We start from the raw sequence: 24438 nt of genomic DNA on the forward strand, positions 1-24438 counted from the left end.
CCGCTCAGCCGTTTGTCAGACAAGTCGACGAGCGTGGTTTACTCGCTTTTCTGCTTCTCCAGCGCTACCTGATACAGCAGGTTCTTGCGCACGCCGGTAATCTCCGCCGCCACTGCAGCCGCACGCTTGAGCGGCATCTCCTGCAACAGCAGATCAAGCACACGCCGCGCCTCGGCACCAATGACGTCCTCGCCCTGCGGCTCACTCCACCCCGACACGAGCACAACGCATTCACCGCGCTGCTGATTGCTGTCACCTTCAACGAAGGCCCGCAATTCACCCAGCGGCAGCCCTTTGAGGGTTTCGAACGTCTTGGTCAGCTCTCGACCCAGCACGGCAGGCCGCTCGGCGCCGAAAATGACTTCCATGTCCTGCAGGCACTCAAGAATCCGGTGGGGCGCCTCATAGAAGATCAGCGTACGAGGCTCCTCCTTTAAAAGCTCGAGACGCGATTTGCGCCCCACTGATTTGGCGGGCAGAAAACCTTCGAAAATGAAACGATCGGACGGCAGCCCTGCCGCCGACAAGGCTGCGATCAAGGCACAGGCGCCTGGCACCGGCACGACTTGGATACCCGCTGCCCTGGCCTGACGCACCAGGTGATAACCCGGATCGGAAATCAGCGGTGTGCCTGCGTCGGAGATCAGCGCGACATCGTCCCCGGCCAGCAGACGCGTGATAAAACGACTGCCTTCATCACGCTCATTGTGCTCATGGCATGCAGCCAGCGGAGTGGCGATGCCGAAATGCTGCATCAACCTTAATGAATGACGAGTATCCTCGGCAGCGATCAGTGCAACGTCACGAAGCACTTTCAGCGCGCGCACGCTCATGTCGTCCAGGTTGCCGATCGGCGTGGCCACCACATAAAGCGAGCCCGTAGTGGAATTCGAAGCACCCGGAGCAGTCAAAGCGCACACCTCATGTTGTGTAGAAAGCCTGCATTGTACAGCCTCTGGCCAGGACAATCGGGCGCAGCGAACAGGGATAATGAAAAATGGACGCAAAGATTCGCTCACACACCGGCACGATGCCGCGGATGGGAACCCTGCCGACCGAGGCACGCCCTTGCGTCCCAGGGCGACCCATATCGCAGCTTTGACGCCTTCAACGTCGCGCCCCGGCCAGTGCTTGGGTACAATTCCACGCTTATTTGCTCGAGTATCAGGAACATATACATGATCGCTTGCCTGCGGCTGTTCTCTGCCCTCTGCCTGGCTGCCTTGTTGGCGGCTTGCGCCGGTTCGCCCTCCTCCAGTCTTGGCGAACTGCCACGCACCACTGACGCCAGCATCGAGCAGTTGCTCGAACAAGCTTCGACGGCGAAAACGCCTGATCAGGCTGCCCTGCTGAAACTGACCGCCGCGGATCTGGCTGCTCGCCAGAACAACCCAAGTCGCGCTGCCAGCATTCTTGAGCAAGTGCAGATGGATCAGCTCAAGACCGACAAGCAGATCTACGCCAGCACTCTCTCGGCCGAACTCGCGCTGGGACGCAGTCAGCCAAAAGCCGCGCTGACTGCGCTGAATCATCCGAGCCTGCAGCACCTGGGTGAAATGCCGGTCGATCTGCAGACCCGCACCCATACCGTCCGCGCCCGCGCTCTGGAAGCCGACGGCCAGACGCTGGCCGCCGCGAGCGAGCGCGTCTTCATGGGCCCGTTGCTCCAAGGCGACGCGCTGAGCGCTAACAACGACGCGATCTGGACGCTGGTCGCGGCCTTGCCGCCCGAGCAATTGCAGAGCACCGCCAACGACGACATGGGCGGCTGGCTGAGCTTGGCCCGCGCGGTCAAAGGCGCAGGCACGCTGGAACAGCAACAGGCCGCCATCGATAACTGGAAAGCACAGAACCCGCAGCATCCGGCCGCGCGGCAGTTGCCTTCAGCCCTGGCTCAATTGCGCGAACTGAAAAGCCAGCCACTGACCAAAATTGCCCTGCTGCTTCCACAGGACGGTCCGCTCGCTTCGGTCGCTCGCGCACTGCGTGATGGCTTCATGGCGGCTCATTATCAGGCGCAGCAAGCTGGCCAGACGCCGCCCGCCATCGAGGTGTTCGACAGCTCCCGCATAACGTCCATGGACGCTTTTTATGCACAGGCCAAGGCCGCAGGCGTTCAGTTGGTGGTGGGCCCGCTGGAGAAACCACTGGTCAAACAGCTGAGCACTCATCAGCAACTGCCGATCACGACCCTCGCGCTGAACTACAGCGACACCACCGCACAGGGGCCTGCCGAGCTGTTCCAGTTCGGTCTGGCGGCCGAAGACGAAGCGCGGGAAGTCGCACGCCGCGCCTGGGCCGATGGTAAACGCAGCGCTGTCGCCATGGTGCCGAAAGGCGAATGGGGCGATCGCGTGCTCGAAGCGTTCCGCCAAAGCTGGCAGGCCAAAGGCGGCACGCTGCTGGGTGTGGAGCGCATCGATCAGCCGGTGGCGCTGGCCCAGCAAGTCGCCGATCTGTTCCAGTTGCGCAACAGCGAAGGCCGCGCTCAGCGACTGCAGAGCACAACGGGCGCGCAGATGGCCGCTCAGCCGAGCCGCCGCCAGGACGTGGACTTCATGTTCCTCGCCGCAACGCCGCAGCAGGCTCAGCAGATCAAGCCGACCATGGTCTTCCAGTACGCAGGTGACGTGCCGGTCTACGCGACTTCGCACTTGTTCACCAACAGCGGCGACCAGGCGATGTACAACGACCTGGCTGGCGTGCGCTTCTGCGAAACGCCTTGGCTGCTCAATGCTGCCGACCCGCTGCGCCAGCAAGTCACCACGCAGTGGCCTCAGGCTGGCGGCAGCCTGGGTCGCCTGTACGCCATGGGCATCGACGCCTATCGTCTGGCGCCACGCCTGACCCAACTGAAAACACTGCCCGACACCCGCATCGACGGCCTCTCCGGCAGCCTGGCGATCGGCCAGGGCCAGCGCATCGAGCGTCAACTGCCATGGGCCGAATTTGTCGATGGCAAGGTTCAGCGTCTGCCGGACACCGCTCCTTGACCCTTGGCAACACCCGACGGACCGCAGGGCGCGAGGCCGAAGCCTACGCCCTGCGACATCTTAAGCAGCACGGTTTGCAACTGATCACGCAGAACTGGTTGTGCAGGCGCGGCGAGCTTGATCTGGTCATGCTCGACGGCGATACAGTAGTATTCGTCGAAGTTCGTTATCGTCGCCATGCAGGTTGGGGTGGTGCGCTGGAAAGCGTGGACTTTCGCAAGCAGGAAAAGCTCACCCTGGCCGCCCAGTCGTTTCTGCAAAGCGAGTCGAAGTGGGCCGATTCACCCTGCCGTTTCGACGTCGTGGCGATCAATGGCGATCCGGGAACAGCACCCGCACTGAACTGGCTGAAGAATGCCTTCGATAGCTGAACGGCCCACGCCAGAGCGTCAATGCATCCGTTCATAGCCAAGCGTGCCGATGATTCCATACCGTTTTTTTTGCTCTTTGCTTTGCGGGCTGCACAGTTTTGTGCCGGGAAGCCGATGACACACTTCAAACGTCACCCGACCCGCTGCCCCTATTAAGGTTTACATAGATGGACATGCAATCCCGAATTCGCCAGCTTTTTCAGGCCAGCATCGACACCAAGCAGCAGGCGATGGACGTTCTTGCACCTTACATCGAGCAAGCCAGCCAGGTAATGGTCAATGCGCTGCTCAACGAAGGCAAAATGCTCGCTTGCGGCAATGGCGGATCCGCTGGCGACGCGCAGCACTTTTCGTCGGAGTTGCTCAACCGGTTCGAGCGCGAACGTCCGAGCCTGCCGGCCATCGCGCTGACCACCGACACGTCGACGATCACCTCGATCGCCAACGATTACAGTTACAACGAAGTCTTTTCCAAACAGATCCGCGCGCTGGGTCAACCTGGTGACGTGCTGCTGGCAATCTCAACCAGCGGCAATTCGGCGAACATCATTCAGGCCATCCAGGCCGCACATGATCGTGAAATGATTGTCGTAGCCCTGACCGGTCGCGACGGCGGCGATGTCGCCTCGCTGCTGCTGCCCGAAGACGTCGAAATCCGCGTCCCGGCCAAGGTCACCGCACGTATTCAGGAAGTCCACCTGCTGGCGATCCATTGCCTCTGCGATTTGATCGACAGCCAATTGTTCGGGAGTGAAGAATGATATCCAAACGCCTCTGCCTGCTGGGTCTGACGCTCTGCCTGGGCGTCAGCGGATGCAGCTCTGTGGTCAACGCCAGCCGTGAAGCGCCCATCGATGATGATCGTGGCACCCGCACCCTCGGCAGCAAGATCGACGATTCGCTGATCGAGACCAAAGTCTCGGTGAACATCGCCAAGGCCAGCCCTGATCTGGACAACAACTCGCACATCGTCGTTACCAGCTTCAACGGCGTGGTCCTGTTGGCCGGCCAGACGCCTCGGGCCGACCTCAAGCAACTGGCCGAACAGACCGCCAGCCAGGTGCAGAAGGTCAAGAAAGTCGACAACGAGCTGCAGGTCATCGCGCCCTCCTCGCTGCTGGCCCGCAGCAACGACGCCTGGCTGACCAGCAAGATCAAGGCCGAAATGCTGACTGACAGCGCGATCCCGGGTTCGCGAATCAAAGTGGTGACCGAGAACGGCATTGTCTACCTGCTGGGCCTGCTCACTCAGGCTGAAGCCAATCGCGCGACCAATCTGGTGCAAGGCGTGGCCGGCGTGCAGAAGATCGTGAAGCTGTTCGAGTACATCGACTGATTCATACCTCTGTAGGAGCGCGCTTGCCCGCGCTTGCTGTCTGAAGTAACGGATCGGTCACTGCCCCAATACCCTCGTGAGCAAGCGCGCTCCTGCCGCTTCAATCGATACGCAATAAAAAAGGCGATCCCTCGGGATCGCCTTTTTTCGTTGCAGCGCAGTCGTTATTTGACCACTTTCAAACTCGGCCGACCGGTCGGACGTGGTGGTTCGTCATCCGGTGGCGGCATGTCGTCATCGACATCCAGGTCTTCGTCGTCATCCACGGCAGGCTCGAGATCGAACACCATGCCCTGGCCATTCTCGCGGGCGTAAATCCCCATGACGGCCGAGACAGGGACGTACAGGCTGTGGGGAACACCGCCGAAACGGCCTTCGAAACTCACTGCGTCGTTGTCCATGTGCAAATGGCGTACGGCGCTTGGCGAAATGTTCAGAACGATCTGGCCATCATTGGCGAAGCCTTGAGGGACTTGTACCGCCGGGTATTCGGCGTTGACCAGAATGTGCGGCGTGCAATCGTTATCTACGATCCACTCATAAAGAGCGCGGATCAGATAGGGGCGACTGGAGTTCATCAAACGGCTCCTTAGGCCTTAGCGCATGTCACGTTCGGCGGCAGACAGACTTGCCTGGAAGGCCTCACGCGCAAACTGGCGCTCCATATAATCAAGCAGCGGCTTGGCGGGCCGCGGCAATTCGATACCCAGAATCGGCAGGCGCCAGAGTATGGGCAATAGACAGCAGTCGACCAGACTTTGCTCGTCGCTGAGGAAAAAAGGCTTCTCAGCGAACAGCGGCGAAACGCCGGTCAGACTTTCACGCAGCTCCTTGCGCGACTGGGCCCGGACAGCTTCTTTGCTGCGCGGATCCAGAATCACATCCACCAGCGCGCACCAGTCACGCTGAATCCTGTGGATCAGCAAACGGCTGTTGGCGCGTGCGACCGGATAAACCGGGAGCAGAGGCGGATGCGGATAACGCTCATCCAGGTATTCCATCACCACCGTCGACTCGTACAACGCCAGGTCGCGATCAACCAGGGTCGGCACGCTGCCGTACGGATTCACCTCGATCAGTTTGGCCGGATGACGACCTTCTACAACATCAATGATCTCGGCGCTGACACCTTTCTCGGCGAGCACGATGCGCACGCGATGGGAATAGTGGTCGGCGGGGTCGGAGTAACAGGCCAACCGGTTGGTCACGCCCATGGCGATCCTCCTCGCTTGTTTAATATTCAAAAACAGAAAAAACGAACGCGCCCCGAAGGCGCCTCCGGCAACATCCACAGTGGCAGGTGTCCGTCGCGGGCGACAAGATAGCTCATTTACTCAAAGTAAATTCTGCAATCTTTCGCCCGCCACTATACCTGCTCTGCGTGCATTACCCGAACGAGGCTCAACGGAGCGCGTTCTGCGTCAGCGACACCCATCTTCGATCAGTGCACATCCTTCCAGTATTCGCGCTTGAGCAAGTACGCAAATATGAACAGGACCGCCAGATAGAGCAGCACGTAAGTGCCGATTCTTTGATGTTGCAGTTTCACCGGATTCGCCGAGTAGGCGAGGAACGTCACCAGATTCTTGATCTTCTGATCGAATTGCTCTTCGGTCAGCGTGCCCGTCTTGGGTAAGACGGTCAGCTGATCACACGCCTCATGAGTCAACGGCGACCCAGTCAGTGGGTCGTACTGCTTCTTGCCGTCCTCGACCAGTTGCACCTGCTTGCAGCCAATCACCTGACGGCCCTGCAATCCCACAAGCACATTAGGCATGCCGACATTGGGGAACACTTTGTTATTGACGCCCCAAGGCCGCGCGGGATCTTCGTAGAACGAGCGCAGATACCCGTAAAGCCAGTCGGTGCCGCGCACCCGTGCCACCAGGGTCAGATCCGGCGGCGCGGCGCCGAACCACACTTTGGCGTCCGCAGGCTGCATGCCGGAACTCATGTGATCGCCGATCTTGGCGCCCGTGAAGACCAGTTTTTCCAGCATCAGCTCATGAGGAATGCCCAAGTCGTCGGCCACTCGCTCGTAACGCTGGAATTTGGCGCCGTGACAGCCCATGCAATAGTTGACGAAGGTCCGGGCTCCGTCCTGCATGGCGACCTTGTCGGCGACATCGATATCGACGCTTTCCAACTCCGGGCCGCCGTGTTCGTCAGCGAAAGACAGGACAGGGAGCGCAGCCAGCAACAAAACAGCCAGTAGCTTTTTCATCACCCAGTCACCCTTTCCGGAACCGGTTTCGTCTTCTCCATGCGCGTGTAGAACGGCATCAGGATGAAGTAGGCGAAGTACACGAACGTACACACCTGCGACAGCAACGCACGCCCCGGGCTGGGCGGCAGCACACCCAGAATCCCGAGAATCACGAAGGCCACACAAAACAGCAGCAACCAGATCCGGCTCAGCCATCCCTTGTATCGCATGGATTTCACCGGGCTGCGATCCAGCCACGGCAAGACGAACAGCACAGCGATGGCGGCGCCCATGGCCATGACACCCAGAAGCTTGTCGGGAATCGCTCGCAAGATCGCGTAGAACGGCGTGAAGTACCAGACCGGCGCAATGTGTTCCGGTGTCTTGAAGGCGTTCGCCTGCTCGAAGTTAGGCTTCTCGAGGAAGTAGCCACCCATCTCGGGGAAGAAGAATACGACTGAGCAAAAAATGAACAGGAACACCACCACACCGACGATATCCTTCACGGTGTAGTACGGATGGAACGCGATGCCGTCCAGGGGCTTGCCGTTTTCGTCCTTGTATTTCTTGATGTCCACGCCGTCCGGATTGTTGGAGCCGACCTCGTGCAGCGCCAGCACGTGCAGCACCACAAGCCCCAGGATGACAATGGGCAGTGCAACGACGTGAAGCGCAAAGAATCGGTTGAGCGTGATGCCCGAGATCAGATAATCGCCGCGGATCCATTGGGTCAGGTCGTTGCCAATGACCGGAATCGCGCCGAACAGCGAAATGATCACCTGTGCGCCCCAGTATGACATCTGGCCCCACGGCAACAGGTAGCCCATGAAGGCCTCAGCCATCAGCGCCAGATAGATGAGCATGCCGAAGATCCAGACCAGCTCCCGCGGCTTCTGATACGACCCGTAAAGCAACCCGCGGAACATGTGCAGGTAGACGACGATAAAGAACGCCGATGCGCCCGTGGAGTGCAGCAGGCGCAAAATGGAGCCGTATTCGACGTCGCGCATGATGTACTCGACGGATGCAAACGCTTCCTCCGCCGACGGGGTGTAGCTCATCGTCAACCAGACCCCGGTGACGATCTGATTCACCAGCACCAGCAGCGCCAGCGAGCCGAAAAAGTAGAAGAAGTTGAAATTCTTCGGGGCGTAATACTTGCTGAGATGGTCTTCCCACAGGGAGGTCGCGGGGAAGCGCGCATCGATCCAGTCCATGAACTTGCTCATTACGCTTTCTCCTGATCGACACCAATGACGATGATTGAGTCCGACTCGTAGGAATGCGGCGGCACTGGCAGATTCAGGGGTGCAGGTTGCGCCTTGTAGACGCGCCCGGCCAGGTCGTAATGGGAGCCGTGACAAGGACAGAAATAACCACCAACCCAGTCCTTGCCCAAATCGGCCGGAGCGACCTCAGGGCGAAAGGTGGGCGAGCATCCCAAGTGAGTGCAGATGCCGATCAATAACAGCATTTCGGGCTTGATCGACCGGACGACAGGGTCGACGTAAGCAGGCTGAGTGGAGTTTTTGGATTCAGGATCAGAAAGCTGGCCGGCAATCTTGCCCAGATTGGAGAGGATTTCCGGCGTGCGGTGCACGATGAAGACCGGCTGCCCGCGCCACTCGGCAATCATCTGCTGGCCGGGCTCTATCTTGCTGATGTTGACCTTCACGGGAGCGCCTGCGGCTTTGGCTTTGGCGCTGGGAAACCATGACCCCACGAACGGGACCGCAGCTCCAACCGCTCCTGCTGCGCCTACCACAGACGTGGCTGCGACAAGGAAGCGACGCCGGCCTGCATTCACGCCGTCATTGCTCATTGCGTCCTCTCCCATCAGCTTTTCGAAAACCCGCTTGGCCGGGTTTCTTTTGGAATTATTGTTCTAGCTGTCAAAAAAACCCGCCGAATGGTAAGTAAAAAGCCCTCCTGGCTGCAAGGGAGTTACCGTTTGGCTAAATCAGGGAGCCTTGTAGATCGCGGCGTCCACGGATGAGTCGTGTTGTCACAGACAATAATAGACGCCCATAAAAAAACGCCCAGTTCCAAGCGGAAACTGAGCGTTCTTTTTGAACGAAAAGCGAATTAACGCTTCGAGTACTGCGGACGCTTACGCGCTTTACGCAGACCGACTTTCTTACGTTCAACTTCGCGAGCGTCGCGAGTGACGTAGCCTGCTTTGCGCAGAGCGCTACGCAGAGTTTCGTCGTATTGCATCAGAGCGCGGGTGATACCGTGGCGGATTGCGCCAGCTTGACCACTCACACCACCGCCGATGACAGTGACGTAGATGTCGAATTTTTCGACAGTCTCGGTCAGTTCCAGCGGCTGGCGAACTACCATGCGGGCAGTTTCACGGCCGAAGAACGTGTCCAGGGAACGGTTGTTGATGGAGATGTTACCGGTGCCCGGACGCAGGAAAACGCGTGCGGTTGCGGTCTTGCGACGGCCAGTGCCGTAATTTTGAGTCGCCGACATAATGAACTATTCCGTTAAAACTTCAGTTCTTGGGGCTGCTGAGCAGTATGAGGGTGTGCAGCGCCCGCATAGACTTTCAGCTTACGATACATGTCGCGACCCAGCGGGTTCTTAGGCAGCATGCCTTTGACCGCGGTCTCGATCACGCGCTCAGGAGCTTTGGCGATCAGCTTTTCAAAGTTGATCGACTTGATCCCGCCCGGGAAACCGGAGTGAGAGTAGTAGATCTTGTCGGAGGTCTTGGCACCGGTGACACGGATTTGCTCAGCGTTGATCACGACGATGTAGTCGCCAGTGTCGACGTGCGGAGTGTATTCCGGCTTGTGCTTGCCACGCAGACGGCTCGCGATTTCGGTGGCCAAACGACCCAGGGTCTGGCCAGCAGCGTCGACGACGAACCAGTCGCGCTTTACTGTTTCCGGTTTAGCGGTAAAAGTTTTCATTCTTTATAGCCTCAAAGGCCGCCCTGAAAAATAGACGGCGGAGCATACTCATTAGTACGGTCTTTGACAAGTCAAAGGCCGCCGGGCACGAACGCTATAGGGGGCTCGGGTCAGCGCGTTCGATCGCAGCGGTGTCTTGTGGCGCGGGGCATCACTCCCACGACAAAGAGACGCGGAATTATGCAGATTGCGAAAAAAATTTCAACCTGCTTTTATGGCTCTTTTCAAAAGGAGAGCCAGATGGACTATCGCAAACTGGGTAGAACCGACCTCAACGTCAGCGCAATCTGCCTGGGTACCATGACCTGGGGCGAGCAGAACAGCGAGTCCGAGGCCTTCGCCCAGATCGAACGCGCCAAGGCGGCGGGGATCAATTTCATGGATACGGCCGAGATGTATCCGGTCCCGCCGAAAAAAGAAACCTACGCCAGCACTGAGACCATTATCGGCAACTGGTTCAAGAAATCGGGCGATCGCGCCGACTGGATCCTCGCCAGCAAGATCGCCGGACCGGGCAACGGCATCGATTACGTGCGTGACGGTCATCTGAAATTCAACCGCGACCACATCGTCGCCGCGGTCGACGCCAGCCTCAAGCGCCTGCAGACCGACTACATCGATCTCTATCAATTGCACTGGCCGGAACGCAGCACCAACTTCTTCGGCAAGCTGGGCTATACCCACAGCGACGAACACTTCACACCGTTGCTCGAAGTGCTCGAAGCGCTGGATGAACAGGTCAAGGCCGGCAAAATCCGTCACGCGGGGCTGTCCAACGAGACGCCGTGGGGCGCCATGACCTTTCTGGCCGAATCCCGCGCCCACAACCTGACCCGGCCGGTGTCGATTCAGAACCCTTACAACCTGCTCAACCGCAGCTTTGAAGTCGGTCTGGCCGAAGTCGCCATTCGCGAACAATGCGGCCTGCTGGCTTACTCGCCGATGGCGTTCGGCATGCTGTCTGGCAAGTACGAAAACGGCGCGCGTCCGGCCAAAGGTCGTCTGAGCCTGTACAGCCGCTTCACGCGTTATTTCAACCCACAGTCGGAAGCCGCGTGCGCTCGCTACGTGGCACTGGCACGCGAGCACGGCCTTGATCCGGCGCAAATGGCGCTGGCGTTCGTCACGGGCCGTTCGTTCGTGACCAGCAACATCATCGGTGCCACCACGCTCGAACAGCTGGAGAGCAATCTGGCCAGCGCCGAGCTGGTGTTGTCTGAGGAAGTGCTGGCGGGGATCGAAGCGATTCACAAGGATCAGCCCAACCCTGCGCCGTGAATCGATACATCGGCTTGTCCTGATTTAACGGGTTAGCCAGCACGTGTGGGAGTGAGCTTGCTCACGAAGGCATTGCGTCAGTCACCATTGCTGTGACAGAACCGCCGCTTTCGTGAGCAAGCTCACTCCCACAGTGTTTATGCCCCCTCCCTACAGCGAGCGCGCAATGATCTCCTTCATGATTTCGTTGGTTCCCGCATAAATTCTCTGCACCCGCGCGTCTGCCCAGGCACGTGCGATCGGGTACGCCCACATGAAGCCGTAGCCGCCGTGCAACTGCACGCACTCGTCGAGCACCTTGCATTGCAGGTCGGTTGACCAATACTTGGCCATCGCGGCAGTGGGCACATCCAGCTTGCCCTCCAGATGCAGCTCCAGACACCGGTCAATGAACGTGCGGCCGATCTGCACTTCAGTCGCAATCTCGGCCAGCTTGAAGCGCGTGTTCTGGAAATCCGCGATCGCCTGACCGAACGCCTTGCGTTCACGGGTGTACTCCAGCGTCCACTGCAGCGCGGCTTCAGCCGACGCAATGGCGCCGATAGCGACCGTGAGGCGCTCCTGCGGCAGCTCCTGCATCAAATACGCGAAGCCCATTCCCGCCTGGCCCAGCAGATTGTCCTTAGGGATTCGCACGTCCTGGAAGAACAATTCCGACGTGTCCTGTGCCTTCATGCCCACCTTCTCCAGACGCTTGCCCTTCTCGAACCCTGGCGTGCCCGCCTCCACAAGGAACAGGCTGGTGCCCTTCGCGCCTGCCTTTGGATCGGTTTTCGCCACCACGATCACAAGGTCCGCCAGAAAGCCGTTGGTGATGAAGGTCTTGGAGCCGTTGATGACGTACTCGTCACCGTCGAGCACCGCAGTGGTCTTGACGCCTTGCAGGTCAGAACCTGCGCCGGGTTCGGTCATGGCAATGGCGGTGACAAGCTCACCCGACACCATTTTCGGCAGGTATTTCTGTTTAAGCGCTTCACTGCCGTAATGCAGGATGTAGGGCGCAACGATGTCTGAATGTAAGGAGAATCCGATGCCGGTCAGGCCCAGCCGGTAGATTTCCTCGATCACCACGGTGGTGTAGAGGAAGTCTGCAGCCATGCCGCCGTACTCCTCCGGCAGGTGCGAACACAACATGCCTTGCTCACCCGCTCGGTTCCAGAGCGTGCGGTCGATATGGCCCTGTTTTTCCCACTGCGCGTGCCAAGGCGCGGCTTCCTGCTCGAGAAACTTGCGGACGCTGTCGCGGAAGAGCTCGTGTTCGGCACTGAAGAGTGTTCTTGGAAGCATGGGACACCTTGGGCTGACGGGATTGTCGGACAGAGTTGGAGCATGAGCGTATGCCGAGCCGATTAACGACGACACTGGACACATCCGACAAAAAATAAGACGATCACGCCGTTGCATGACCACTTTCCCATATAAGAACAACAGATTATGTCTATTCAACCCACCGTGCCGTTGCGGCGCGTCAGCATCCTCGCGATTGACGGAATTTTTGCCTCTACCCTCACCCAGGCAAAAGACTTCTTTCATCTGGCCAGCCTGCGTTATGGCAAGCAACTGGGCCAAGGCCTCAACCCCGCTTTTGAGACACGTCTGGTCAGCCCTGACGGCAAGGCAGTGCGCAGTTTCAGTGAGGTCGTGCTGCCGGTCGACGGCGTGCTCGATGACAGCGACATCATCATCCTTCCCGCATTCGTCGACAATTTCGACACATTGCGCGCGCGCTATCCGCAGATCCTGCCTTGGCTGCGTGAGCAGCATGGTCGGGGAGCCGTTCTCTGCGGCGAAGCCAGCGGCGTGTTCTGGCTGGCCGAAGCGGGGCTGCTCGACGGCAAGGAAGCCACCACATACTGGCGCTTCTTCAATGAATTCGCCGAGCGATTCCCCAAGGTGCTGCTCAATCAGGAAAAACACCTGACCGATGCCGACAACCTGTACTGCGCAGGCGGCACGATCTCAGCCTGCGACCTTTATATCTATCTGATCGAACGCTTCTGCGGCCCCAACGTGGCGCAGACCGTAGCACGCGACATCTTGTATGAAGTGCAGCGCAGCTATGCGCCGGGTCGCATGGGGTTCGGGGGACAGAAGCTGCATCAGGACGTGATCATCCTGCAGATTCAGCATTGGCTCGAAGAGCATTTCGCCGACAAATTCCGCTTCGAGGACGTCGCTCGGGAGCACGGCATGAGCATTCGCAACTTCATGCGCAGGTTCCAGACCGCAACCGGCGACAAGCCATTGCACTACTTGCAGCGCCTGCGCATCGAGACCGCGAAGGGTCTGCTGTCAGGTTCGCGCAAGAGCATCAAGACTATCAGCTACGAAGTCGGCTACGACGATGCGAGCTTCTTCGCACGACTGTTCCGGCAACACACTGACCTGTCGCCGAACCAGTACCGCCAGCAGTTTCAGCAGGCGGCCTGAAAAAACCAGACTGTAGACGCGCTTGCCCGCGATAGCGTTGCGTCAGACGACCGAGTTCTGACCGACCCATCGCCATCGCGGGCAAGCGCGCTCCTGCAATTTGCAGCTGCAGCTGTTTCTAGGGTTTGTGCGCGCGGGACAGGAACTCGTGGGACTGCATTTCCAGCAGACGACTCAACGTGCGCTGAAACTCGAAGTTCAGGCGCCCGCCGGTGTACAGGTCTTTCAACTCGACTTCCGCAGAAATGATCAGCTTGACGTTGCGATCGTAGAACTCGTCGACCATGTTGATGAACCGCCGGGCAATGTCGTCGGTGGTCACACTCATCTGCTCTACACCGCTGAGCAGCACGGCGTGGAAGATTTTTCCGAGCTCAATGTAGTCGTTCTGGCTGCGAGGACCGTCGCACAGCTCGCGGAAATCGAACCAGGCGACATCGTCACACGTACGCAGCGCCTTGATCTGGCGATTCTCGATGATCAATACGTCATTCTCGATCGCCTTCGTGCATTCAGGCGTCAACGCACGGAAGCTCTTGCGCATGCTCTCTTGCGCCGCCTCGTTGAGCGGGAAGTGAAACAGTTCGGCCTGCTCCAGGTGACGCAGGCGATAATCCACGCCGCTGTCGACGTTGACGATGTCGGTGTTCTGCTTGATCAGCGCAATGGCCGGCAGGAACCGAGCACGTTGCAGGCCGTCCTTGTAGAGCCCGTCAGGCACGATGTTGGAGGTCGCCACGAGGGTCACGCCGTTTTTGAACAGTTCTTCCATCAGCGTGCCGAGGATCATGGCGTCGGTGATGTCAGACACGAAGAACTCATCGAAACAGATCACGCGGGCTTCTTCGGAGAAGCGCTTGGCGATCAGGGTCAGCGGGTTCTTTTCGCCCTTCAGGTTTTTCATTTCTTCGTGCACACGCTTCATGAAGCGGTGAAAGTGCGTGCGCATCTTGTCTTGAAACGGCAGCGCCTCGAAGAAGGTGTCGACCAGATAGGTCTTGCCGCGCCCCACTCCGCCCCAGAAATACAGGCCCTTGACCGCCACGGCTTCCTTTTTGCCGAACAGCTTGCCGAACAGGCCAGGCTTGTTCTCATGGGCAGCGATCAGGTCGTCGTACAGGCGCTGCAGATGACGCACCGCATTTTCCTGCGCGGCGTCGTGAAAGAACTCGGGGCGTTTAAGGTCGTTCTGATAGCTTTCTAGGGGGGTCATATTCGTTAGCTGAGCAGCAAAAACGGGCCGCCACTGTAGCGATGGCCCGTTGGAATGGCAATTAATCCTGTTGTGGCGCCAAGGCCAGCTTCAGGCTCTCTATTGCGGCGTCGCGCGCGGCGGCATCGGCGAAGCTCGGGCTGTCGGCGACGCAGTCACCCCCAAGCCATACGCTGAAGGCAGCACCCTCACTGCGGATGTCCAGATCGCCACCTTGCTGCAGCAGTCTGGTCACGGCACCGGCGGCCTTGCCGTCAGCGAAGTTGCGCGAGAGCAGCAGTTGCTCGCCATCGGCCGCCAGCAAGCGAAAGCGGAAGCTGCCGTCGTCCTCACGGAAGCTGACGAACCGCGCGCCTTTACTGGCTTTTTTCTTGCCGGTCGCGACGGCTTGCGGCGCTGCACGGAAAGAACGCAGGCCGACCGCCTCACGCAGCTCGCCCAGAAATGGCGTTGCGATTCGGCGGGCCTTGGCCGCGCCTGCCTGGAGAATATCTTCCAGATCAGCCGGGCGTTCAATCAGACGATGGTAGTTCTCGCGCGCTTCACTCAGCTCGCTGTCGAGCAACTGGAACAGACGCTGCTTGGCTTCGCCCCAGCCCAGCCCCTGCAGCAGATCGGCACGGAATTGATCGCTCTGCTCGCCGGTGGCGAACGCCTGATACAGGGTGAACAAATGCGAGTTGTCCGGATCCTTGGCTTCGCCCGGCAAGCGGGAATCGGTGACGATGCGCGAGATCGCGTCCTTCATCTCCTTCGCGCTGCTGAACAGTGGAATGGTGTTGTCGTAACTCTTCGACATCTTGCGGCCGTCCAGGCCGGGCAAGGTCGCCACGCTCTCTTCGATCAGCGCCTCGGGCATCACGAAAAATTCTTTGCCATTGCCGAACAGGTGATTGAAGCGCTGGCCGATGTCACGGGCCATTTCCACGTGCTGAATCTGATCTCGACCCACTGGGACCTGATGCGCGTTGAACATCAGAATGTCAGCGGCCATCAGCACCGGATAGCTGAACAGGCCCATGCTGACGCCGGCATCCGGGTCTTCGCCGGCCTCGACATTCTTGTCCACAGACGCCTTGTAGGCGTGGGCCCGATTGAGCAGCCCCTTGGCGGCAACGCAAGTCAGCAGCCAGGTCAGCTCAGGGATTTCAGGGATGTCGGACTGGCGGTAAAAGGTCACGCGCTCGACGTCCAGACCGGCTGCCAGCCACGTTGCGGCGATTTCCAGACGCGAGCGCTGAATGCGCAGCGGGTCATCGCACTTGATCAACGCATGGTAATCGGCCAGGAAATAAAACGAATCGGCATTGCTCTGGCGGCTGGCGACGATGGCCGGGCGAATGGCGCCCGCATAATTGCCCAGGTGCGGCGTACCGGTGGTGGTGATACCGGTCAGGATACGAGTGGTCATGGCTAGTCGCTTATTCTGTGTGCTGCGATCAATTCGAAAGGCGCGGCAAGACCAGATCCTTGAGGTCGGTCAGCTTGCCGTGGAAAAAGTGTCCGCATTCTGCCACTTTCAGCAGCTCATGGGGGCGCTGAAGCGCGTCAGACCATGCATACACCAGTTGTGGGTCGACGACTTCGTCGGTTTCCGGCTGGATCAGGGTCAACGGGCCTTTCTGCGGCAGTGCCGCAGGATCAGCGATGCGCATGACCGCGGGCGCGACCATGAACAGATGATTCAGTGTTTCGCCCTTCGCCTCGAGCCGGCCGCCGAGTGTCGCGGCGACGAATCCACCGAAGGAAAAACCGAACAGGGTGATCGGAAGATCGGGGTGTTTTTCTCGCAGCCAGGTCGCTGCTGCTTCAGCATCGTCGACCTCGCCCTGGCCCATGTCCGAGCTGCCGGCGCTGGTGCCGACGCCACGGTAGTTGAAACGCAGGGTAATGAAACCCGCATCGCGCGCCGTACGCTGCAACGTGGAGATCACTTTATTGAGCATCGTGCCGCCCTGAACCGGGTTAGGATGGCAGATCAGCGCCAGGCCCTTGGCCCCTTCCAGGTCAAGGTACAAGGCTTCGAGTTGGCCCACCGGGCCGTCGATGAATACAGGGGTTTCACGCATGAGCAAGAATGAACTCCGTGACCTTCAAATGGGTCGACTCGTCTAGCTGATTGTCTGTGGCTGGCATGTTGGCGACGCGTCGCCGCTATACAGCGCAGGTTCGAGCCGTTAACGTAAAGCAAAGCCGTTTATAGAGGAAGGACTCGTGGATTACTCGCTCTTAGTTTGGTTGCTGCCGACTATCGCCCTGATCGTTGGTGTCGCCATCGGTTTCTTCGTGGCGCGTGCGCTGCCCCATGCCGCGCCTAACAGCACTCAGCGCCAGCTGGATGACGTTCAGGAGCGTTTCGACAGATATCAGAACGAGGTGGTCACTCACTTCAACAGCACGGCTAATCTGGTGCAAAAGCTGTCCCAGAGCTACCAGGATGTCCAGGAACACCTCGCCGAAGGCGCCGACCGTCTGGCGACCGACGACCTGACTCGCCAACGCCTGCTGGCTGCTTTGCACCCGGATGCGCTGCAGGCCCCGCGCGACCGCCTGACGCCGCCACGCACAGCCGCCGAGCCGCCACGTGATTACGCGCCCAAGGCGCCAAACACGCCAGGCATGCTGGATGAGCATTACGGTTTGAAAAAGTAATCGCAGACTTCCGAAACAGCCCGCCCCTGAAGCACTCAGCGGCGGGCTTTTTTATGGCCAGCCAGGTGAGGGAAGCGGTTCACCCAACTACGACAGAAGCTGATGAACCTTGTAGGCGTGAGCCGAGTGTCTCCAATGCCCCTTTGATCTGCGGCGTAACACCCAACGCCTTCCCGGCTAAAGCCGGTCCTACAAAAAGCTTGCGGCGTCTGTAGGACTGGCTTTAGCCAGGAAGAGGCCGGTGCATGCGCTGGAGAGGCAGCGTCCGGAATTCAGTCTTCGCGAGCAAGCTCACGCCTACAGTGCAATACTCGTAGGCCGTGACAAATCCGGTAAAAACAGAAAACCCGCCATCGCTGGCGGGTTTCATGTGCAGCCTGTGACTCAGATCGCGCCGCGTGTGCGCAGTAGATCGAGCACTTGCTTGACGCTTTCTTCAACGTTCAGCGACTGAGTGTCGATCACAAGATCAGCATCCAGCGGCACGTCGTACGGGAAGGACTCGCCCGGAATATTGTCCTTGTCCGCAGCGTAGAGGCCTTGAGGATCGCGTTCACGGCAGACCTGTGGCGAGGCCTGGACGTAAACGGTGATCAGGCGATCGCTGCCGATCAGGCTCTTCGCGTTCTCACGACCCGCTGCATCCGGAGCGACGAATGCCGCCAGTGTCAGCAGACCCGCTTCGTTGAACTGACGTGCGACGTGAGCGGCACGACGCCAGTTCTCGGTGCGCCCGGCGCGATCCTGCGGCAAGCCCTTGTTCAGGTCATGGCGCAGATTCTGGCCATCCAGCACGAACACCGCGCGGCCCATGTCGAACAGCTTGCGCTCGACGGCATACGCCAGTGTGCTCTTGCCTGCGCCCGACAGGCCGCTGAACAGGACGGTGGCCGGTTTCTGACCGAAACGCTGCGCACGCTCCTCGACCGAGACATGGGCCAGTGCGCCGTGGTGCTGACCTGCGCCTGTCACAGTCGGTTTGGCGATGATCATGCCCGCTGCCACGGTGCCATTGGTCAAACGGTCAATGACGATGAATGCGCCGGTGGTGCGGTTGCTGTCATAGCCATCCAGCGCGATCGGAGCGTCGAGGCTGATCTTCACCCGGCCGATTTCATTGAGTTGCAACGAGCTGGCCGGGCCTTCTTCCAACGTGTTGACGTCAACGCGGTGGGTGATGCTGGCGATCGAACCTGGCACGTAGGAAGTCGCGCGCTTGATGTCGTACTTTTTGCCCGGAAGCATCGGCTCCTCGGCCATCCACACCAGCATCGCGTCGAAGGCGTCAGCCACCTGCGGGACGTTGTCGGCATGCACCAACAGGTCGCCACGGGAAATATCGATTTCGTCTTCCATGGTCAGCGTGACCGCCTGGCCCGGACCTGCGTGCTCCAGCTCGCCTTCGAACGTGACGATGGATTTCACGCGGCTGCTCTTGCCCGACGGCAGCACAACCACTTCGTCGCCCTTGTGAACCACGCCACTGGCCAGCGTACCGGCAAAGCCACGGAAGTTCAGGTTGGGGCGGTTCACGTACTGCACCGGGAAGCGCAGATCGGAGAAATTGCGGTCGTTGGCGATCTCGACGGTCTCGAGAATCTCCATCAGCGACTTGCCGGTGTACCAAGGCGAACGCTCGCTCTTGTTTACCACGTTATCGCCCTTGAGCGCCGACATCGGCACGAATTCCATGGTGGTCGGCTTGAGCGAGATACGCTCGGCGAACTTCAGGTAATCGGCCTTGATCTGCTCGAAGATGTTCTCATCGAAACCATTGAGGTCCATCTTGTTGATGGCGACCACGATGTGCTTGATGCCCAGCAACGAGGCGATGTAGCTGTGGCGACGGGTCTGCGTCTGCACGCCATAACGGGCATCGACCAGGATGATCGCCAGGTCGCAGGTCGACGCACCGGTGGCCATGTTGCGGGTGTACTGCTCATGGCCGGGGGTGTCGGCGATGATGAATTTGCGTTTGGAGGTCGAGAAGTAGCGATAGGCGACATCGATGGTGATGCCCTGCTCGCGCTCGGCCTGCAGGCCGTCGACCAGCAGCGCCAGGTCGACGTCATCGCCGGTGGTGCCGGACTTCTTCGAATCTCGGGTGATGGCTTCCAGATGGTCTTCGTAGATCATCTTGGAATCGTGCAGCAGACGACCGATCAACGTGCTCTTGCCGTCGTCGACGTTGCCACAGGTCAGAAAACGCAGCATCTCCTTGCGTTCGTGCTGGCCCAGATAGGCGAGGATGTCCTCGCTGATCAATTCAGATTGATGGCTCATTGCATTCAGGCTCCAAGCTGTAAGCTTCAAGCGGTAAGCTCGTCGGCGTACAGCTAGTCAGAAATTCTATTAATCAACCCACTGAGCATCTTTGAAATCTCGCGGGTTTCATTTATCCAGCGGTCAGCCAGCAATGCCGGTATGTAACCGATCTCACCACCTATCATGATCTGCGTTCGCAACTCCCCACAGGAAGCTTTGGCAATCGACAGAAAACGACGCTTTTCCGTGTTGGTGAAACGCTCCATACCTTCGGCGATATTGCTGGGAACAGAGAGTCCGGAGCGCGTGATCTGACTCTTGAAAGCCACATCACCACAGTTGGCGAGCTCCTTGTAGAGGCTTACCGCCAACGCCTTTGCTCTCTGCCAAACCAGAAGTTTCTCGAAGTCCATTTCGATCGCCCGCTGTTGATTCGCTTGCAGCTTGCCGCTTGAAACTTGGCGCTGTCCCTCAGAAATAACCCTGACGTTTCTTTTCTTCCATGGAGCCGGCGCCGTCGTGATCGATGACCCGGCCCTGGCGCTCGGAAGTTCGCGTCAGGAGCATTTCCTGAATGATGTCGGTAAGGCTGGTGGCCTCGGACTCGACAGCGCCCGTCAACGGGTAGTCACCCAGTGTGCGGAAACGGACTTTCTTCTTGACGATGCGTTTCTTGTCTTCGTCAGACAGATGATTACGCAAGCGATCGTCGTCGATCATGATCCATGTGCCATTCATCTCGATGACTTCACGCTCGGCGGCGAAGTAGAGCGGCACGATCGGGATGCCTTCCAGATAGATGTACTGCCAGATGTCCAGCTCGGTCCAGTTGGAAAGCGGGAACACGCGGATCGACTCGCCTTTGTTGACGTTGCCGTTGTACACGTTCCACAGCTCTGGGCGCTGGTTTTTCGGGTCCCAGCGATGCTTACTGTCGCGGAAGGAATACACGCGCTCTTTGGCGCGAGACTTCTCTTCGTCACGACGTGCGCCACCGAAGGCGGCATCGAAACCGTGCTTGTCCAGGGCCTGCTTCAGGCCTTCGGTTTTCATGATGTCCGTGTGCTTGGCACTGCCGTGGGTCAGCGGGTTGATGCCCTGCGCGACGCCGTCCGGGTTGATGTGGACGATCAGATCCAGGCCCATGTCCTCGACCATCTGGTCGCGGAAACGATACATTTCCTGGAATTTCCAGCGGGTATCGACGTGCATGACCGGGAACGGCAGCTTGCCCGGGAAGAACGCCTTGCGCGCCAGGTGCAGCATCACGGCGGAATCTTTACCGACGGAGTACAGCATCACCGGGTTATCGAACTCGGCGGCGACCTCGCGGATGATGTGGATGCTTTCCGCCTCCAGCTGTTTCAGATGCGTCAGTTTGTCGACCATGGTTACTCACGGGATAACGTACATTATGGAGAGCCTGCGGGCTCTATCGAGCGAGGCACTTTATCATGGGGCCTGATTCTATTCAGTTGGCGGGTTAGATCGAAACGATCTAACGATATAGCTCACTCTTTGGACCGCCTGCCCTGCCTCGCCGGTTCAGATCGGATTGGGACAGTCGATGAACAGATGTTCAAGCGCGAAGCGCCGCGCCAGATAGTCTCCCAGTGCCTGCACGCCATAGCGCTCGGTGGCGTGATGGCCGGCCGCAATGAAGCTGATGTCGTTTTCACGGGCGCTGTGAAAAGTCTGCTCCGATGCCTCGCCGCTCAGGTAGAGGTCCACCCCGGCCAGCACGGCCTGATCAATGTAGCCCTGCCCGCCTCCGGTGCACCAGCCGACGCGGCGGATCATCTCACTGCCCTCGATCAGCAAGGGCTCGCGGCCCAGCGCCGACTGTACGCGATGGGCGAAGTCGCGCGGGGTCATCGGCTCGGACAACGACCCGACCAGACCGACGATGCGCGGATTGTCCGGATCGAGTGGCCCTTCGACCGTAATGTCCAGTTGCCGGGCAAGCTGCACGTTATTGCCCACTTCAGGGTGCAGATCCAGCGGCAGGTGATACGCCAGCAAGCTGATGTCGTGTTTGAGCAGCGTCTTCAGGCGGCGCTGCTTCATGCCGGTGATGCAGGGATTTTCGCCTTTCCAGAAATAGCCGTGGTGGACCAGAATCAAGTCGGCGCTGGCCTCCACGGCTGCGTCCAGCAACGCCTGGCTGGCAGTGACACCGGAGACGATGCGGGTGACCTGCGGGCGACCTTCGACCTGCAATCCGTTAGGGCAATAATCCTGTACCCGGGCGCTACTCAGATAGCGGTCCGCTTCTTCGACCAGAGTGCTCAGCGCGACGGCCATAAAAGTCTCCTAAATATGCAGTTCAGACCGGTCCGGTCCTCGTATAATGCCCGCCATTATGGCGCAGGTGATGCGCATCTACTCTCAGGACTCTGCTCAATGTTCAAAGCGCTGCGTTTTCTCGGCTGGCCATTGCTCGCTGGTGTGCTTATCGCTTTACTGATTATCCAGCGCTTCCCGCAGTGGGTCGGGCTTCCCAGCCAGGACGTCAATCTGCAGCAGGCACCTCAGACGGCTTTCATCCAGCAAGGGCCGGTGTCTTACGCCGACGCCGTCAGCAGCGCCGCGCCGGCGGTGGCCAATCTGTACACGACCAAAATGGTCAACAACAAGCCCAACCATCCGCTGTTCGAGGACCCGCAATTCCGGCGTTTCTTCGGCGACAATTTGCCCAAGCAGCGACGCATGGAGTCGAGCCTGGGTTCGGCAGTGATCATGAGCCCTGAAGGCTATCTGCTGACCAACAACCACGTGACCTCGGGCGCCGACCAGATCGTGGTGGCGCTCAAGGACGGTCGCGAAACCATCGCCCGGGTCATCGGCAGTGACCCTGAAACCGACCTCGCCGTTCTCAAGATCGATCTGAAAAACCTGCCATCCATCACCCTCGGCAGCTCCGACAGCATTCGCATCGGCGACGTTGCGCTGGCGATCGGCAACCCGTTCGGGGTCGGCCAGACGGTGACCATGGGCATCATCAGCGCCACGGGCCGCAATCAACTGGGCCTCAATACCTACGAAGACTTCATTCAGACCGACGCCGCGATCAACCCCGGTAACTCGGGCGGCGCGCTGGTGGACGCCAACGGCAACCTGACCGGCATCAACACGGCGATTTTTTCCAAGTCTGGCGGCTCACAAGGTATCGGTTTCGCTATACCCACCAAGCTTGCGCTTGAAGTCATGAAGTCGATCATCGAGCACGGCCAGGTGATTCGCGGATGGCTGGGCATCGAGGTTCAACCGCTAACCCAGGAACTGGCTGAGTCCTTCGGCTTGAAAGACCGCCCTGGCATCGTGGTGGCAGGCATTTTCCGCGACGGGCCAGCGCAGAAGGCAGGTTTGCAACTGGGTGACGTGATTCTGAGCATCAACGGCGAACCGGCCGGTGACGGCCGCAAGTCGATGAATCAGGTTGCTCGGACCAAACCGACTGACAAAATTGCGATTCAAGTCATGCGTAACGGCAAGGAATTGAAGCTGATGGCGGAAGTGGGACTGCGTCCGCCACAGACGCCGGCCCCTGCGCCTGCCGCTGAGGATTAAGCTTCACAGGCGGTGTGCCGGCAAGCCGATTGCTGCCGGACCGCCGCGGCCAACGGTAGGAGCGCTTGTCCGCGATCGCGTTCGGTCAGGCAACATACGAGCTATTGACCCACCGCAGCCGCGGGCAAGCGCGCTCCTGCAATAAATCGCTACAACGCTCCCAACGCATCCACCAGCGCCTGATTCTGCTCGGGCGTGCCGATGGTGATGCGCAGGAATTGCGCAATGCGTGCCTGCTTGAAGTGTCGAACGATCACGCCCTGCTCTCGCACTTTGGCCGCAAGGCCCGCTGCGTCGTGCTGCGGGTGGCGAGCGAAAATGAAATTCGCCGCTGACGGCAGGACTTCGAAGCCCTTGGCTTCCAGTTGCTCGACCAGACGCTCGCGACTGTCGATCACCCGCTTGCAAGTGCTCTGGAAATACTCGCGATCGTCGAACGCAGCCGCTGCACCGACGATCGCCATGCGGTCGAGCGGGTAGGAGTTGAAGCTGTTCTTGACCCTTTCCAGCGCCTCGATCAGGTCGGGATGACCGACTGCGAGACCGACGCGCAGTCCGGCCAGCGAGCGTGACTTCGAGAGCGTCTGCGTGACCAGCAGGTTGGGGTAGCGGCTGATCAGACTGATCGCCGTCTCACCGCCGAAATCGATGTAGGCCTCATCGACAATCACCACCGAATCCGGACTGGATCTGACGATTTGCTCCACCGCATCCAGCGCCAGCAGGCACCCGGTCGGTGCGTTAGGGTTCGGGAAAATGATGCCGCCATTCGGGCGGGCGTAATCTTCGACACGGATCTGGAACTGCTCATCCAACGCGATGGCTTCGTATTCGACGCCATACAAACCGCAGTACACCGGGTAAAAGCTGTAGCTGATGTCCGGGAACAGCAACGGCTTGTCGTGCTTGAAGAAAGCGTTGTAAGCGTGTGCCAGCACCTCGTCGGAGCCGTTGCCCAGAAACACGTGGCTGGCTTCAACACCGTAGTAGCGGGCGACCGCCTGCTTGAGCAGGTCGCTGTTGGGGTCCGGGTAAAGACGCAGGTTGTCGTTGACCTCGGCGCGCATGGCTTCGATCGCTTTCGGCGACGGCCCGTACGGGTTCTCGTTGGTGTTGAGTTTCACCAGTTTGGTCAGCTTCGGCTGCTCACCGGGCACGTACGGCACCAGATCGTTGACGAAGGGACTCCAGAATTTACTCATG

At 59.3% G+C, this 24438-nt stretch carries 25 protein-coding genes; 8 read left to right on the plus strand and 17 right to left on the minus strand.

Features of this window, described 5'->3' with window-relative positions; translation table 11 throughout:
* Positions 1-38: 38 nt before the first annotated feature.
* Complete coding sequence (rsmI, locus tag BMZ10_RS11820; RefSeq protein WP_093461832.1) at positions 39-911, minus strand: 16S rRNA (cytidine(1402)-2'-O)-methyltransferase; 873 nt, start codon at positions 909-911, stop codon at positions 39-41.
* 267 nt (positions 912-1178) lie between these two features.
* On the opposite strand from rsmI, the gene BMZ10_RS11825 reads away from it, so the two are divergent.
* The 4 genes from BMZ10_RS11825 (at position 1179) to BMZ10_RS11840 (ending at position 4700) form a co-directional block, all read left to right on the plus strand.
* Positions 1179-2993: a penicillin-binding protein activator gene (locus tag BMZ10_RS11825; RefSeq protein ID WP_093461835.1), complete on the plus strand. Its 1815-nt coding sequence runs from the start codon at positions 1179-1181 to the stop codon at positions 2991-2993.
* Positions 2990-3364, plus strand: a complete 375-nt coding sequence (locus BMZ10_RS11830) for a YraN family protein (RefSeq protein ID WP_093461837.1) — start codon at positions 2990-2992, stop codon at positions 3362-3364. Before BMZ10_RS11825 ends, BMZ10_RS11830 begins: the two co-directional genes overlap by 4 nt.
* Positions 3365-3531: 167 nt before the next feature.
* Positions 3532-4125 (plus strand): phosphoheptose isomerase, encoded by a 594-nt coding sequence (locus tag BMZ10_RS11835; RefSeq protein ID WP_093461840.1) that lies wholly within the window; start codon positions 3532-3534, stop codon positions 4123-4125.
* Complete coding sequence (locus BMZ10_RS11840; RefSeq protein WP_093461842.1) at positions 4122-4700, plus strand: BON domain-containing protein; 579 nt, start codon at positions 4122-4124, stop codon at positions 4698-4700. The genes BMZ10_RS11835 and BMZ10_RS11840 overlap by 4 nt, the downstream gene beginning before the upstream one ends.
* A gap of 164 nt (positions 4701-4864) precedes the next feature.
* Here the strand turns inward: BMZ10_RS11840 and BMZ10_RS11845 are convergent, their stop codons facing one another.
* The 7 genes from BMZ10_RS11845 to rplM all read right to left on the minus strand — a co-directional run bounded on the left by BMZ10_RS11845 (position 4865) and on the right by rplM (position 9827).
* A complete protein-coding gene (locus BMZ10_RS11845) occupies positions 4865-5278 on the minus strand; it encodes a ClpXP protease specificity-enhancing factor (RefSeq protein ID WP_093461845.1) in 414 nt (137 codons plus the stop codon).
* Between the two features lie 18 nt (positions 5279-5296).
* Entirely contained in the window at positions 5297-5914 is a 618-nt protein-coding gene (locus BMZ10_RS11850) for a glutathione S-transferase N-terminal domain-containing protein (RefSeq protein WP_093461848.1), read from the minus strand.
* A 227-nt stretch (positions 5915-6141) separates the two neighbouring features.
* Positions 6142-6924: a cytochrome c1 gene (locus tag BMZ10_RS11855; protein WP_093461851.1), complete on the minus strand. Its 783-nt coding sequence runs from the start codon at positions 6922-6924 to the stop codon at positions 6142-6144.
* On the minus strand, positions 6924-8135 hold the full coding sequence (locus BMZ10_RS11860; RefSeq protein ID WP_093461854.1) for a cytochrome b: 1212 nt from the start codon (positions 8133-8135) through the stop codon (positions 6924-6926). Before BMZ10_RS11860 ends, BMZ10_RS11855 begins: the two co-directional genes overlap by 1 nt.
* Positions 8135-8728, minus strand: coding sequence for a ubiquinol-cytochrome c reductase iron-sulfur subunit (gene petA / locus BMZ10_RS11865; RefSeq protein WP_093461856.1), 594 nt, complete (start codon positions 8726-8728; stop codon positions 8135-8137). The genes BMZ10_RS11860 and petA overlap by 1 nt, the downstream gene beginning before the upstream one ends.
* Positions 8729-8991: 263 nt before the next feature.
* Positions 8992-9384, minus strand: coding sequence for a 30S ribosomal protein S9 (gene rpsI, locus BMZ10_RS11870; protein ID WP_062384252.1), 393 nt, complete (start codon positions 9382-9384; stop codon positions 8992-8994).
* Positions 9385-9398: 14 nt separating this feature from the next.
* Entirely contained in the window at positions 9399-9827 is a 429-nt protein-coding gene (gene rplM / locus BMZ10_RS11875) for a 50S ribosomal protein L13 (protein ID WP_062384256.1), read from the minus strand.
* Positions 9828-10067: 240 nt separating this feature from the next.
* Between rplM and BMZ10_RS11880 the strand changes: the two genes are divergently transcribed.
* Complete coding sequence (locus tag BMZ10_RS11880) at positions 10068-11105, plus strand: NADP(H)-dependent aldo-keto reductase (protein ID WP_093461858.1); 1038 nt, start codon at positions 10068-10070, stop codon at positions 11103-11105.
* 150 nt (positions 11106-11255) lie between these two features.
* Here the strand turns inward: BMZ10_RS11880 and BMZ10_RS11885 are convergent, their stop codons facing one another.
* Complete coding sequence (locus BMZ10_RS11885; RefSeq protein WP_093461860.1) at positions 11256-12392, minus strand: acyl-CoA dehydrogenase family protein; 1137 nt, start codon at positions 12390-12392, stop codon at positions 11256-11258.
* A gap of 246 nt (positions 12393-12638) precedes the next feature.
* Here BMZ10_RS11885 and BMZ10_RS11890 point away from each other — a divergent pair, with 246 nt between their 5' ends.
* Entirely contained in the window at positions 12639-13535 is an 897-nt protein-coding gene (locus BMZ10_RS11890; RefSeq protein ID WP_177182122.1) for a GlxA family transcriptional regulator, read from the plus strand.
* Between the two features lie 118 nt (positions 13536-13653).
* Here the strand turns inward: BMZ10_RS11890 and zapE are convergent, their stop codons facing one another.
* The 3 genes from zapE to BMZ10_RS11905 form a co-directional block, all read right to left on the minus strand.
* The gene (gene zapE, locus BMZ10_RS11895) at positions 13654-14748 is read right to left on the minus strand and encodes a cell division protein ZapE (RefSeq protein ID WP_093461864.1); all 1095 of its coding nucleotides are present in this window, start codon (positions 14746-14748) and stop codon (positions 13654-13656) included.
* 61 nt (positions 14749-14809) lie between these two features.
* A complete protein-coding gene (locus tag BMZ10_RS11900; protein WP_093461866.1) occupies positions 14810-16159 on the minus strand; it encodes a tryptophan--tRNA ligase in 1350 nt (449 codons plus the stop codon).
* A 28-nt stretch (positions 16160-16187) separates the two neighbouring features.
* The gene (locus BMZ10_RS11905) at positions 16188-16817 is read right to left on the minus strand and encodes an alpha/beta hydrolase (RefSeq protein WP_093461868.1); all 630 of its coding nucleotides are present in this window, start codon (positions 16815-16817) and stop codon (positions 16188-16190) included.
* A gap of 145 nt (positions 16818-16962) precedes the next feature.
* On the opposite strand from BMZ10_RS11905, the gene BMZ10_RS11910 reads away from it, so the two are divergent.
* Positions 16963-17400, plus strand: coding sequence for a Z-ring associated ZapG family protein (locus tag BMZ10_RS11910; protein ID WP_093461870.1), 438 nt, complete (start codon positions 16963-16965; stop codon positions 17398-17400).
* A gap of 384 nt (positions 17401-17784) precedes the next feature.
* On the opposite strand, the gene cysN is transcribed toward BMZ10_RS11910, so the two are convergent.
* From cysN to BMZ10_RS11930, 4 genes are all read right to left on the minus strand, one after another.
* The gene (gene cysN / locus BMZ10_RS11915) at positions 17785-19683 is read right to left on the minus strand and encodes a sulfate adenylyltransferase subunit CysN (RefSeq protein WP_093461872.1); all 1899 of its coding nucleotides are present in this window, start codon (positions 19681-19683) and stop codon (positions 17785-17787) included.
* A gap of 53 nt (positions 19684-19736) precedes the next feature.
* Positions 19737-20078 carry a four helix bundle protein gene (locus tag BMZ10_RS11920; RefSeq protein WP_093461874.1) on the minus strand — a complete coding sequence of 114 codons (342 nt, stop codon included), beginning with the start codon at positions 20076-20078 and terminating at the stop codon, positions 19737-19739.
* 58 nt (positions 20079-20136) lie between these two features.
* Complete coding sequence (cysD, locus tag BMZ10_RS11925) at positions 20137-21054, minus strand: sulfate adenylyltransferase subunit CysD (RefSeq protein ID WP_093461876.1); 918 nt, start codon at positions 21052-21054, stop codon at positions 20137-20139.
* Between the two features lie 156 nt (positions 21055-21210).
* On the minus strand, positions 21211-21969 hold the full coding sequence (locus BMZ10_RS11930) for a Nif3-like dinuclear metal center hexameric protein (protein ID WP_093461878.1): 759 nt from the start codon (positions 21967-21969) through the stop codon (positions 21211-21213).
* Between the two features lie 99 nt (positions 21970-22068).
* Between BMZ10_RS11930 and algW the strand changes: the two genes are divergently transcribed.
* On the plus strand, positions 22069-23235 hold the full coding sequence (gene algW, locus BMZ10_RS11935; protein WP_093461880.1) for a Do family serine endopeptidase AlgW: 1167 nt from the start codon (positions 22069-22071) through the stop codon (positions 23233-23235).
* 149 nt (positions 23236-23384) lie between these two features.
* Here the strand turns inward: algW and hisC are convergent, their stop codons facing one another.
* On the minus strand, positions 23385-24437 hold the full coding sequence (gene hisC, locus BMZ10_RS11940) for a histidinol-phosphate transaminase (protein WP_093461882.1): 1053 nt from the start codon (positions 24435-24437) through the stop codon (positions 23385-23387).
* Position 24438: the final 1 nt, after the last annotated feature.

Source organism: Pseudomonas sp. NFR16, assembly GCF_900108875.1.
Taxonomy (GTDB): Bacteria; Pseudomonadota; Gammaproteobacteria; order Pseudomonadales; family Pseudomonadaceae; genus Aquipseudomonas.